This window comes from Helicobacter suis, from assembly GCF_902196125.1.
GTDB lineage: Bacteria > Campylobacterota > Campylobacteria > Campylobacterales > Helicobacteraceae > Helicobacter > Helicobacter suis_B.
In genome coordinates, this window is record NZ_CABIKG010000015.1 from 34,925 (window position 1) to 45,864 (window position 10,940).

At 42.9% G+C, this 10,940-nt stretch carries 15 protein-coding genes and 1 rRNA gene; 5 read left to right on the forward strand and 11 right to left on the reverse strand.

The annotated features are described in order from the left end of the window. Positions 1-193: 193 nt before the first annotated feature. The 10 genes from rplS to ndk all read right to left on the reverse strand — a co-directional run bounded on the left by rplS (position 194) and on the right by ndk (position 5,405). Positions 194-559: a 50S ribosomal protein L19 gene (rplS, locus tag G6Q00_RS06635; protein ID WP_163499643.1), complete on the reverse strand. Its 366-nt coding sequence runs from the start codon at positions 557-559 to the stop codon at positions 194-196. Between the two features lie 4 nt (positions 560-563). Further along, a complete protein-coding gene (gene trmD / locus G6Q00_RS06640) occupies positions 564-1,292 on the reverse strand; it encodes a tRNA (guanosine(37)-N1)-methyltransferase TrmD (RefSeq protein WP_163532520.1) in 729 nt (242 codons plus the stop codon). Beyond that, positions 1,292-1,810, reverse strand: coding sequence for a ribosome maturation factor RimM (gene rimM / locus G6Q00_RS06645; protein WP_163532521.1), 519 nt, complete (start codon positions 1,808-1,810; stop codon positions 1,292-1,294). Before rimM ends, trmD begins: the two co-directional genes overlap by 1 nt. Next, the gene (locus G6Q00_RS06650; protein ID WP_163532522.1) at positions 1,807-2,112 is read right to left on the reverse strand and encodes a KH domain-containing protein; all 306 of its coding nucleotides are present in this window, start codon (positions 2,110-2,112) and stop codon (positions 1,807-1,809) included. The genes rimM and G6Q00_RS06650 overlap by 4 nt, the downstream gene beginning before the upstream one ends. 8 nt (positions 2,113-2,120) lie before the next feature. Beyond that, positions 2,121-2,354, reverse strand: coding sequence for a 30S ribosomal protein S16 (gene rpsP, locus G6Q00_RS06655; RefSeq protein ID WP_163532523.1), 234 nt, complete (start codon positions 2,352-2,354; stop codon positions 2,121-2,123). A 61-nt stretch (positions 2,355-2,415) separates the two neighbouring features. After that, entirely contained in the window at positions 2,416-3,405 is a 990-nt protein-coding gene (locus G6Q00_RS06660; protein WP_205426558.1) for a beta-ketoacyl-ACP synthase III, read from the reverse strand. A 21-nt stretch (positions 3,406-3,426) separates the two neighbouring features. Beyond that, on the reverse strand, positions 3,427-4,473 hold the full coding sequence (plsX, locus tag G6Q00_RS06665; protein WP_163499638.1) for a phosphate acyltransferase PlsX: 1,047 nt from the start codon (positions 4,471-4,473) through the stop codon (positions 3,427-3,429). 6 nt (positions 4,474-4,479) lie between these two features. Then, positions 4,480-4,629 (reverse strand): 50S ribosomal protein L32, encoded by a 150-nt coding sequence (gene rpmF, locus G6Q00_RS06670; protein WP_163499637.1) that lies wholly within the window; start codon positions 4,627-4,629, stop codon positions 4,480-4,482. Between the two features lie 14 nt (positions 4,630-4,643). Continuing rightward, the gene (locus G6Q00_RS06675; RefSeq protein ID WP_163532524.1) at positions 4,644-5,000 is read right to left on the reverse strand and encodes a DUF177 domain-containing protein; all 357 of its coding nucleotides are present in this window, start codon (positions 4,998-5,000) and stop codon (positions 4,644-4,646) included. A gap of 6 nt (positions 5,001-5,006) precedes the next feature. Next, positions 5,007-5,405, reverse strand: coding sequence for a nucleoside-diphosphate kinase (gene ndk, locus G6Q00_RS06680; protein WP_163499635.1), 399 nt, complete (start codon positions 5,403-5,405; stop codon positions 5,007-5,009). Between the two features lie 111 nt (positions 5,406-5,516). On the opposite strand from ndk, the gene G6Q00_RS06685 reads away from it, so the two are divergent. The 5 genes from G6Q00_RS06685 to G6Q00_RS06710 are packed head-to-tail and all read left to right on the forward strand — an operon-like array spanning position 5,517 to position 10,710. Continuing rightward, positions 5,517-6,134 (forward strand): formate dehydrogenase, encoded by a 618-nt coding sequence (locus G6Q00_RS06685; RefSeq protein WP_163532525.1) that lies wholly within the window; start codon positions 5,517-5,519, stop codon positions 6,132-6,134. 9 nt (positions 6,135-6,143) lie between these two features. Further along, positions 6,144-6,356: a hypothetical protein gene (locus G6Q00_RS06690; protein ID WP_163532526.1), complete on the forward strand. Its 213-nt coding sequence runs from the start codon at positions 6,144-6,146 to the stop codon at positions 6,354-6,356. 20 nt (positions 6,357-6,376) lie between these two features. Further along, the gene (locus G6Q00_RS06700) at positions 6,377-9,184 is read left to right on the forward strand and encodes a formate dehydrogenase subunit alpha (RefSeq protein WP_163499632.1); all 2,808 of its coding nucleotides are present in this window, start codon (positions 6,377-6,379) and stop codon (positions 9,182-9,184) included. Positions 9,185-9,194: 10 nt separating this feature from the next. Continuing rightward, positions 9,195-9,836, forward strand: coding sequence for a formate dehydrogenase FDH3 subunit beta (gene fdh3B, locus G6Q00_RS06705; protein ID WP_163499631.1), 642 nt, complete (start codon positions 9,195-9,197; stop codon positions 9,834-9,836). Between the two features lie 10 nt (positions 9,837-9,846). Further along, positions 9,847-10,710, forward strand: coding sequence for a formate dehydrogenase subunit gamma (locus G6Q00_RS06710; RefSeq protein ID WP_163532529.1), 864 nt, complete (start codon positions 9,847-9,849; stop codon positions 10,708-10,710). Positions 10,711-10,841: 131 nt separating this feature from the next. On the opposite strand, the gene rrf is transcribed toward G6Q00_RS06710, so the two are convergent. Then, positions 10,842-10,940 (reverse strand): 5S ribosomal RNA (gene rrf / locus G6Q00_RS06715); the annotation flags it as partial.

The following is a 10,940-nucleotide window of genomic DNA, read 5'->3' on the forward strand; positions in this document are numbered from 1 at the left end:
CTTTTTTAAGGGCTGAGTCTTGTGGGCTTTGCTTACTAGATCGCTTATCTTTCATTCTTTAAAAATCTCAAATCTATGTAAGTTTAACTTTTTCTTTAAAGTTAATTTAAAGCTAATCAAGCGAAGCAACGCGCAATGTTAACCGCGCGTCCGTAACCCTACAGCGCTAATGCTAATTATTTTGATTTAAAAACTAAACTAACTCTTTTTTGCGTACTTCTTTAATGCGCGCTGCCTTGCCTTTTCTGTGGCGCAAGTAGTAGAGTTTAGCCCGGCGCACACGCCCCACCCGCAAAACCTCAATACTCACCAAACTTGCCGCATATAAAGGAAAAATCCTCTCTACGCCTACACCATTAGCGCCAATTTTACGCACACAAAAGGTTTTACCCACTCCAGAACCGCGCAAACTAATACACACGCCTTCAAAATTTTGGGTACGCATTTTATCGCCCTCTTGGATACGAATACCTAATCTTAGCGTGTCTCCTGCTTTAAACCTGGGGGGTTGTACTTTAATCTGCGCATCTTCAAAGGATTTTAGATAGCGATTTTTCATGGGATTAACCTTTCTTGTGTTGTTGAGAGAAACATTGCAAAGACTTACCTAAGTGGTAGAGAGACGGACGGTAATATTGAGTCCGCTTGATAGATAAATCGTGCATAAGCGAGCCTATTTTAGCATGGTTTCCCTTTGAATACTCTGAAATCGTGGGTAATTGCATGCAACTAGAGGCATTGGTGGCTAATTCATAGGTGTTAGCAAAATTAGGGGCTTCTAATAGATTATTTTCAAAGCTTTCTTTTTCTAAAGAAGCGCTATTACCTAAAGTCCCCTCTAAGAGCCGGGCTACACTATCACAGATACAAAGGGCGGCTAATTCCCCCCCAGTGAGTACAAAATCACCCACACTAAGCACCTCATTAGCATGTTTTTCAATCAAGCGTTCATCAAATCCATCATAGCGCCCACACACTAACACTAAATGCGCATAGTTAGCTAATCTCTTAGCATCTTGTTGGATATAGGGTTTACCCACTGGGCTTAAAAAGATCACATGCCCACTATCTACACTCTTAAGCGCATTTTCAACCATGTAGGGGTCTAAAATCTGCCCTGCACCGCCGCTTACTAAAGGAAAATCAGCGCGTTTAAATTTATGGGGGGAAAAAGTGCGCATATTGATAATATCTAGGCTAAAAATGGCGCGCTCCAAAGCCCGTTTTAAAATAGAATCCTCAAAATAAAAAGAAAGTAATTTGGGAAAAAGGGTGAGTAAACTAAAATGCATTAGCTTTCTTCTAAAAGCCCTTTGCTATCTTGTGTATAAATGCGCTGTGTGGATAAATCCACTCGCAAAATATAGCGCGCAATATAGGGGATTAAAAAACTCTTATTAGAATTTTGTACGCGTAAATAAGCCATAGAGGCTAGATCATCTACACTAACCACCCGCCCTAAGATCATGCCCTCTTCTTCAATTTCTAAGCCAATTAGCTGGGAATATAAAAACTCCCCCTCTGCTAAATGGCAATACTTAAGGGTTTCTTCCTCACTCATGGCTAAAGTATAACCTGTTAAAGTTTTGGCAAGTTCTGGAGTTTCTAGCCTTTCAAAAAAGATAAGTGAGGGTTTAGCAATGTATTGCTTAATGCTAAGGGAACGGGGTAAGCCAATATGGTAGGCATAAACCTGCGCGCCTTTTTGTAAACACTCCAAACAATTCCCTTTTAAAAAAAGTTTAAGACCCCCAGCAAGCCCCACACAGCGCCCAATCACGCCCACTACTAATAAATCCTCTATTTTCATAATACATAGGGGTTTTCAGAAGCTAAAACAATGATTTTATAACTTAGCCCGTCTTTTGCCTTCACCCCTGAGATAAAGGTTCTAAGAGCACTGACCATTTTGCCATCTTTACCAATTACCCGTCCCATGTCCATAGGATTGGTGTAGATCAAAATTTCTTTGATTTGTCCTTGCAACCTAGATTGTACTTGCAAAACCTGAGGGTAGGCGACGATTTTTTTACAATACGCCTCTACAAACTTTTCAACGCAAAACCCCTCTTTTTCCTCACAACTAGGGTTTTGCTCACTAAAGCGCTCCATTTGTTAGCCTAATGCGTGCCTTTAGAGAGTTTCTCCACCCGCTCACTCATTTTAGCCCCTACACTTTTCCAATAATCTAATCTTTCATGGTTAATTTGTACCACTTTGGGATTACTCAAAGGGTTATAATACCCAATAGATTCAATCCAACCCCCATCGCGGCGCTTTCTAGAATCTGTAACAACGACTCGATAAAAAGGTTTTTTCCTGCGCCCAATCCGTGTAAGCCTAACAACTGTCATGTTTATCCTTTATCAATTTTTGCAAAACCCCCATTTTAGTACTTTTTTCTAAAAACAAGCTTCACCTACCGCCAAAATACACCAAAGCAGAACCCCAAGTTAACCCACCCCCAAAGGCATCTAATAGCATCAAATCCCCTTTTTTAAGTTTGCCCTGCTCATAAATCTCATTCATGGCCATAGGAATACTCGCCGCTGAGGTGTTACCATACTTTTGCACGGTTAAAATCACCTGTTCCTCTTTAAAGGCTAATTGGTTTTGCACAGCCTGAATAATGCGTAAATTAGCCTGATGGGGGATAAAATAGGTAATGTCTTGTGCTTGCAGATGGTTAGCTTTTAAAATTTCTTCTACATCTTTAAGTAAAGTTTTAATCGCCATTTTAAAAACCCCATTACCATTCATGTGCAGGGTTTGGCTTTGCTCTTGGCTGGCGATAAAAGTACTAGGTTTAAGCGATCTAGGGGTATAAAGATAATCCGCATAACGCCCATCTGCAGCAATTTTGACATCTAAAATACGCTCTCTTGGATCTTCTGTAGCAGAAATCACACACGCCCCCGCTCCATCTCCAAAGAGTACGCAGGTACTGCGATCTGTAAAATCTAGTACGCTGCTACACTTCTCTGCCCCCACGATTAAAACATGGCAATACATGCCACTTTCTACAAAAGCTTTAGCTGTGGCTAAAAGATAGATAAACCCACTACAAGCGGCGATAATATCCATGCTAGGGGTGTTTTCTAGCCCTAATTTAGCGCTTAAACTACAGGCTGTAGAGGGCATGGCTACATGATCTGGGCTAAGAGTGCCTACTAAAACTAGATCAATTTCTTTTAGCTCTAAATTAGCGCGCTGAATAGCTAGCTGTGCAGCCTTTAAACCTAGATCGCTACTCCTTTGATCAGGTGTAGCAAAATAACGGGTTTTAATCCCTGTGCGTTTATAAATCCAATCATCGCTTGTATCTAAAAAACTTTCAAAAACATGGTTTGGGATACATTTTTCTGGCACATAAGCAGCGACAGATCGCAACATCGCATAGGGCATGCTCTTCCTTTCCCTAAAAACTCAAGCGGAAGGGTCTTGTGTTGTAGTCCCCTCATTTTTTTTATGATCAAATGCCAACGCTATTTTTTCGGCTACGCCACTCTCTTTAGCCTTGATTGCTTGATAAATCGCGCACTCAACAGCCCTAGCATTGCTTTTACCATGGCTAATGATCACGACCTTATTCACACCCAAAAGAGGCGCGCCCCCGTATTCGGCATAATCGGTTTTTTGTTTGAGTGTGTTAAAAGCCTCTTTTAATAAAAACGCCCCCATTTTAGCGCCAAAACTTCCCTTGATAGTGTTTTTAAAAATACCAGCAATAGCGCTAGCAACGCCCTCTGTAGTCTTTAATAACACATTGCCCACAAAACCATCACACACCACAACATCTACGCTATTAACAAAAATATCACTGCCCTCAACATTGCCTTTAAAGATAGGTGGGCTATCTTTATCCACACAAAAAAGGGGGTATTCTTTGATGAGTTTAAAGGCCTCTTTAGTGATAAGATTACCCTTGCTATCTTCCTCACCATTAGATAAAAGCCCCACTGTGGGGTTTTCATAACCTAGTACATTTCTAGCATATTCATAGCCCAAAATGGCAAAATCTAACAGATACTCTGCCTTACAATCGGTGTTAGCCCCCACATCTAAACACAAACTAGGGCGCTGACCCACTGAGGGCATTAAAGTACAAAGTGCTGGACGGCTCACTCCCTTAATACGCCCCAATCTAAGCGTAGCTAGCCCCATAGTAGCCCCGCTATGCCCGGCAGAAACTAACGCATCAGCTCCGTTGTTTTTCAAAATCTCCATGCCCACAAAGATAGAAGACTCTTTGCGTTTGAGTGCGTCGGTGGCTTGCTCGTCCATGCGGATATAATCCGCACAGTCAACAACTTCTACTTTAGAAACTAAATCCTTAGAGATAAAAGCCTTAGCCTTTTTAGCATCTCCAACTAGCACCGGTTTAAAGACTTGGGTACTTAGCGCCTTAGAAACCCCCTCAATAATGGGCAAAACTCCCAGGTCTGCTCCCATCATATCAACGACAATTTTCATTGTAACTTATTTATAATTGCCCGTAAACTGGTTAAGAAAATGGGGCAGTTTCCAGCTTCCATCTTTACCTTTAACAGGCATTGCTAACTTTGTAGTGTAGTGGGTGCGTCTTTTTTTTGCTCTAGTTTTACTCACGCGTCTATCAGGAACGGCCATGTTTATCCTTTGTGTTAATCTAAGTAATGGTAATCAGCTTGAATGGATTGCACTTCTGAGTGCAACACATCGGCTATATCAATCATGCCATCAAAACTTTCAATGACATCTAGGGCATCTATGCCTGCTTCACTCCCCTCTTTAGGATCAAAAATCCCATCACAGATAAAGATTTTTAAATCCTGTAAAATCTCTTTAAAGAAAGGTTTAGCACTTCTAGCACACTCTACTTGTATTCTGCCTTGCAAATGCCCCTCTAGCAAAAAGAGATTTAAACCAACTCTTTTAACCCCACCTTCTAAGCGCATGCCCTCATGTTCATAGACAATAGGGCTAGAAGAATAGCCTATTTTTTGCATTTTCAGACGCATCAAAGCTTACTTGCCAAAGAAAAAAGCAATCTCTCTTTGGGCATTTTCAACACTATCGCTTCCATGCACCACATTTGCATCAATATTTTCGGCAAAATCCGCTCTAATTGTGCCAGGCTTAGCCGCTTTTGGATCGGTTGCACCCATTAATTCGCGGTTTTTCTCTACAGCATTAGGCCCTTCTAACACCATAACCACCACCTCGCCACTGGTCATAAAAGCGATCAAATCATTAAAAAAAGGCCTCTCTTGGTGGATTGCATAAAAATCTTCAGCCTGCTTCTTACTCAGGCGTAAGCGTTTGATTTTTACCACCTCCAAGCCCGCCTCTTCAAAACGGGTAATGATTTTCCCAATGATACGCTTTTTCACGCCATCGGGCTTGATAATTGAAAGAGTGTCCACATAGATCCTTGCTTAAGAATTCTAAAATTGCGTATTCTAGCAAACTAAGTGAATTTTTTAGCTTAAAACCTTTAACCAAGATATGCAAAACTATAGTACAATGCTTGAATAATGAATAACATAGACCCTAATCTTACCCGTGCCCGCGCGCTTTATTACCGCCTGTGGCATTATATGGTGGTTTTCATAGAGACAAAAGAAAGCTTTGAGGAATTAAAAGCGCTTGTGGATCATTTAAAAAACTTCCCCTTTGATATACAAACACAACAGGCGTGGCAAGAGTGGTATACTTTTTTAGAGAGAGGTTTTGAGCCCTTTTTGGCCGAACAAAATGCCGTATTATTTGCCCCCGATTCTTCCTTTGTACCCATGAGTGCGTCTTATTATTTGGAGGGTCAAGATAATGGCAAAAAACGCCTTGAGGCCATTGCCATTTTAAAACAATCTGGTTTGCATTTAGAAAGCCACACCCTCCCTTATGCAGTGAGTGAAGACGATCTAGGTTTTTTAACCCTAATGATGAATGCCTTTTTGCAACAAATCCTAGAAGGGCAGGATTTATGGGAGTTGCACACACGGCTTTTTAAGGACTTTTTCCACCTCTTTAGCGATGCTTTTATAGAGGCTATTGCCAGCCATAAAAAAAGTATTTGTTATCAAAATTGCGCTATAATACTAAGTGCATTTATCAAACATGAAAGGTTATTTTTTAACCTCATTTCACATTAGGAGTTGGCCATGCAAGAGAAAAGACGCCAAGCCTTAAAAACTTTGGGGGCTTTAGGGGCAGGTGTTTTAGCAGGAGAAGCGCTAGAGGCGACAATGCCCAAACGCGCACTTTTTAATACCGAGCCAGATAGCAATGGGGTCGTGGTGGGTAAGAGTACTAAAAAAGAAATTCTTTACCATAAAACCCCCGCGTGGGACATCTTCTATAGAACCGTCTGGTAAATTCTAAAGAAAGGATAAATATGGGAAATTTAAGCCGTCGTTCGTTTTTGAAAATGGGCGCTATTGGGGCAGGCGCTGGGGCAAGCTTAGCCTTTGCTAATACAAAAGCCACCAAACAAGAGCCCGTCATTGATCCTAATGAGGGAGTCAAACGGGTTAAAACCATTTGTAGCATTTGCTCAGCTGGTTGTGGGATTATTGCAGAGGTTAAAGATGGGGTGTGGATTCGCCAAGATGTGGCCCAAGATCACCCCATTAGTGCAGGAAGCCACTGCTGTAAAGGCGTGGATCAAATTGACTTAGTCAAATCTAAAATGCGCCTTAAATACCCGCTTAAAAGAGAGGGGGGGCAATGGAAACGAATCAGTTATGATCAAGCCATTAATGAAGTGAGCGCTAAAATGATTGCCATGCGCGCTAAATACGGGCCAGATAGCATGATGTTTCTAGGCAGTGCGAAGATGAATTCGCAACAAGCCTACTACTGGCGCAAATTTGCGGCCTTTTATGGCACGAATAACATTGACCATGTAGCTAGGATTTGACACAGCACCACAGTCGCCGGTGTGGCGAATACATGGGGGTATGGTGCGATGACAAATCACTTTGGAGACATTGTCGGGCATTCTAAAGCTATTTTGATGATTGGCCTTAATACGGCGGTGAGTAACCCCATTGGCTTTAAACACTTTTTACAGGCAAAGGACCGCAATAACGCTAAGCTTATTGTGATTGATCCGGTCTTTACTAAAAGTGCGGCTAAGGCAGATATTTATGTGCGTATCCGCTCAGGTACAGATATTGCCTTTGTTTATGGCATGTTGCATTTGATCTTTAAGCATGGCTGGGAAGATAAAGAGGTGATTAAAAACCAAACTTACGGGATTGATGCGATTAAAAAAGAGGCCTTAAAATATACACCAGAAGTGGTGGAAGATATTACAGGCGTACCTAGAGACTTGCTTATCCAAACCACCCGCGTGTTTGCACAGGCTAAGCCAGCTACTCTAGCGTGGGCTCTTGGTATCACCCAACACACCGTGGGCAGTTCTAATACCCGTATTTTGTCTATCTTGCAATTAGTTTTAGGCAATATGGGTAAAAAAGGCGGGGGCTGTAATATTGTGCGCGGGCATGATAATGTACAGGGCTCTACGGATATGTGTTGTGTAGCAGATAATTTACCGGGCTATTATGGTTTGAGTGAGGAGAGCTGGAAATATTATGCCAAATGCTGGGGCGTGGATTATGCGTATTTACAAAAACGCTTCCATGCGCCCGAATGGATGCATAAAAAGGGCTATAGTTTGTCTTTGTGGTATGAGGGCGTATTACAAGAGAGTAAAACCCACTCCAACGCCCCCATTAAAGGCTTGTGGGTACAAGGCAACGGGGTTTCCTCTCTAGCGCACAATACAAAAATGGCTAAAGCCATTGAAAAGCTTGATTTAATGGTCATTGCTGAGCCTTTCTTAAATGAAGCGGCCATTTTAACCGAGCGCTCTGATGGAGTTTATGTTTTGCCAGTAGCCACCCAGTTTGAATGTGAGGGCATTGTGGTAGCCACTAATAGAGGCGCGCAGTGGCGTAGCCAAGTGGTTAAACCTCTTTATGAAACCAAACAAGATCACGAATTGATGTTTGAAATGGCTAAAAAATTTGGTTTCTATGATGAGTACACTAAGTCTTTATTGTGCGACTTTGATAAGGACGGCAAACTTGTACAGGTGCGTAAAAGCTTTAGCTGGCCTGAAGATGCTACAAGGGAGCTTGCGCGCACGGTTAAGGTGATTGGATTAGGGGGCTGGACACCAGAGCGCTTAAAAGCCCAGCAAGAAAACTGGCATATGTTTGATTATGAAACTTTAGAGGGCTATGGGCCTATGAAAGGGCAGTATTATGGCTTGCCTTGGCCAGCTTGGACGCCACAACACCCCGGCACACCTATTTTATATGACACCAGCGTACCCACCAAAGAGGGGGGCATGGGCTTTAGGGCGCGCTTTGGTGAGGAGCGCAACGGGCAAAGTTTGCTTGCAGATAAAAGTATAACGGTTAAGGGTTCGGCTATACAGGGAGGCCATCCAGAGATCACTAAAGCTAATATTGAAAAGGTACTTGGCATTAAACTTACCCCGCATGAAAGAGAGATCATGGGGGATAACTGGAAAGTAGATACCAGCGGGCTTATCCAGAAAAAATGTGATGAAAAGGGCGTATGCGTCTATGGAAACGCTAGAGCGCGAGCAATTGTATGGAGCTTTATTGATCAAATTCCTTTACATAGAGAGCCGCTACACTCCCCACGCCCTGATCTAGTCAAAAAATACCCCGCTATTAAGGATCAGATCAATAACTTTAGGGTAGATGTGCGCTATGCAAGCGAGCAAGACAGACAAACTTGGGCTAAGGAGTTTCCAATTGTCATAGCCTCTATGCGTCTTGTGAATTTAAGCGGGGCGGGAATGCTTGAGCGCACCAGTAAATACCTCTCCCACATTACCCCGGAGATGTTTTGTCATATCCACCCGGATCTAGCGCTTAGCCATGGGATTAAAGATGGGGAGATGATGTGGGTGCATTCACCGGAGGGTACAAAAATCAAGGTTAAGGCTATTTTTAGCCACGCGGTTACCCCCGATCGCATTTGCATGCCCTATAGTTTTGCAGGAGTTTTACAAGGGGTGGATTTAAGTCATCGCTACCCAGAGAACACTAAGCCCTACACTACCGGTGAGAGTTCTAATACGATTACAAACTATGGCTTTGATCCAGTAACCCAAATCCCTGAATTCAATGCCGGCCTTTGCCGCATTGAGAAGGCTTAAAGGAGAGTACATGACTAATTTAGCGCCCGCCAAGCAAATCCCAAATGCTAACCGCATGAAGTTTTATTGCGATGATAACCGCTGTATTAGTTGCTTTGCTTGCTCGGTGGCTTGCTCACACTCTAATGAATTAGCGGTAGGGCTTAATAGGCGCAAGGTTGTTACGCTATATGAAGGCGTAGAGGGCAAGGAAAAATCTATCTCCATTGCCTGCCAACACTGCACAGACGCGCCCTGTGCGCAGGTGTGCCCGGTGGATTGTTTTTATATCCGCGAAGATGGCATTGTACTACACAACAAAGAAACTTGTATTGGGTGTGGGTATTGTTTATATGCCTGCCCCTTTGGTGCGCCCCAATTTCCCAGAGACGGGGCTTTTGGCGTACGCGGGGTGATGGATAAATGTACCATGTGTGCCGGAGGTCCAGCGCCTACGCATTCTAAAAAAGAAATGGAACTTTATGGAGTTAATCGCATCGCTAGCGGGCAAGTACCCATGTGTGCGGCAACTTGTGCAACTAATGCGTTATTAGTAGGGGATGCGCTTAGCATTGCAAACATCTATAGAAAACGCATCATGGCAAAATATGCTAATGCGCAGGATTTTAAAACCAAAGCACAGCACCAATTAGAGGGCGCAGAACAACCCTAAGGAGGGATTTATGAGAAAGTTTGTACTCCTTTTTATCGCCTCCTGTTTGCAAGCACAAGATTTGCCCCTAGATCAAGAACGGATTTTAGGGATTTTGCCTTATGGGCAGATGCAGACAAGCAAGCTAGGGCAACTCTGGACTCTCTGGCAGGCGCATTATTTTTTAGGGCTATTTTTAGCGGTGGTACTAGGGGTTGCTTTTGGGTTTTTGTTGCATTATTTAATCATCGGGCCTAAGATTTTTGCACATGGTGGTAAGAAAATCCCCTTTTTCACGCGCTTTAACCGCATTATCCACTGGATCGCTGGGCTCTCTTTTGCTCTACTTGTGCCTACAGGCTTAATCATGATTTTTGGGGTGTATTTTGGGGGCGGGGCATTTGTACGCTTCTGTCGCATCGTGCACAGTGTGGGCTGTGTGATCTTTATGGTAGCGGTGTTGCCCATGCTTGCTATGTGGTTTAAGGATATGCTCTTTAGACTAGCAGATATTAAATGGATGCTCATCGTGGGGGGTTATTTGTCTAAGGAGAAAAAGCCCGTGCCTGCTTATAAATTCAATGCAGGCCAGAAGATATGGTTTTGGATCGCCACTTTAGGCGGGTTTGTGATGATTGTTAGCGGGGCGGTTTTGTACTTTAACACAGATGATTTAGGAAAAGTTGCTGACTTTTTTGGGCTCTACCAAATCTCGCTTTTACGCTTAAGCGCTTTAGTTCATAATTTCCTTGGCTTAGCTATGGTGGGCTTTTTCATCGTGCATTTGTATATGTCCTTGTTTGCTATTAAAGGTTCGCTAAACTCTATGCTTGATGGCAACAAAGAGGAGGAAGAGGTCAGAATTTTGCACAGCTTGTATCATAAGGGGGTGTAGGTACAGGTTTTACATTTTAGGGAGGGGTGTGGCAGGAGGGGCCTTTTTATCACATGCAAATCTTTTAACCCCCTGCTCAAACTTTCCCTCTAAAAAATAACAATTCAAAAAATAATTATTGGATTTTTTATCCCCCGCATCACCCTACTTTCCCACTCTTGCAAAGAGCAGTATCATCGGCGTTAGAGAGCTTGACTTCCAGGTTCGGGATGGAGCTGGGTATTTCCTCT

Excerpts from the sequence above, each read along its gene's own strand:
- rplS (WP_163499643.1), bottom strand. The coding sequence starts at position 559 with ATGAAAAATCGCTATCTAAAATCCTTTGAAGATGCGCAGATTAAAGTA.
- trmD (WP_163532520.1), bottom strand. The coding sequence starts at position 1,292 with ATGCATTTTAGTTTACTCACCCTTTTTCCCAAATTACTTTCTTTTTAT.
- rimM (WP_163532521.1), bottom strand. The coding sequence starts at position 1,810 with ATGAAAATAGAGGATTTATTAGTAGTGGGCGTGATTGGGCGCTGTGTG.
- G6Q00_RS06650 (WP_163532522.1), bottom strand. The coding sequence starts at position 2,112 with ATGGAGCGCTTTAGTGAGCAAAACCCTAGTTGTGAGGAAAAAGAGGGG.
- rpsP (WP_163532523.1), bottom strand. The coding sequence starts at position 2,354 with ATGACAGTTGTTAGGCTTACACGGATTGGGCGCAGGAAAAAACCTTTT.
- G6Q00_RS06660 (WP_205426558.1), bottom strand. The coding sequence starts at position 3,405 with ATGCCCTATGCGATGTTGCGATCTGTCGCTGCTTATGTGCCAGAAAAA.
- plsX (WP_163499638.1), bottom strand. The coding sequence starts at position 4,473 with ATGAAAATTGTCGTTGATATGATGGGAGCAGACCTGGGAGTTTTGCCC.
- rpmF (WP_163499637.1), bottom strand. The coding sequence starts at position 4,629 with ATGGCCGTTCCTGATAGACGCGTGAGTAAAACTAGAGCAAAAAAAAGA.
- G6Q00_RS06675 (WP_163532524.1), bottom strand. The coding sequence starts at position 5,000 with ATGCGTCTGAAAATGCAAAAAATAGGCTATTCTTCTAGCCCTATTGTC.
- G6Q00_RS06685 (WP_163532525.1), top strand. The coding sequence starts at position 5,517 with ATGAATAACATAGACCCTAATCTTACCCGTGCCCGCGCGCTTTATTAC.
- G6Q00_RS06690 (WP_163532526.1), top strand. The coding sequence starts at position 6,144 with ATGCAAGAGAAAAGACGCCAAGCCTTAAAAACTTTGGGGGCTTTAGGG.
- fdh3B (WP_163499631.1), top strand. The coding sequence starts at position 9,195 with ATGACTAATTTAGCGCCCGCCAAGCAAATCCCAAATGCTAACCGCATG.
- G6Q00_RS06710 (WP_163532529.1), top strand. The coding sequence starts at position 9,847 with ATGAGAAAGTTTGTACTCCTTTTTATCGCCTCCTGTTTGCAAGCACAA.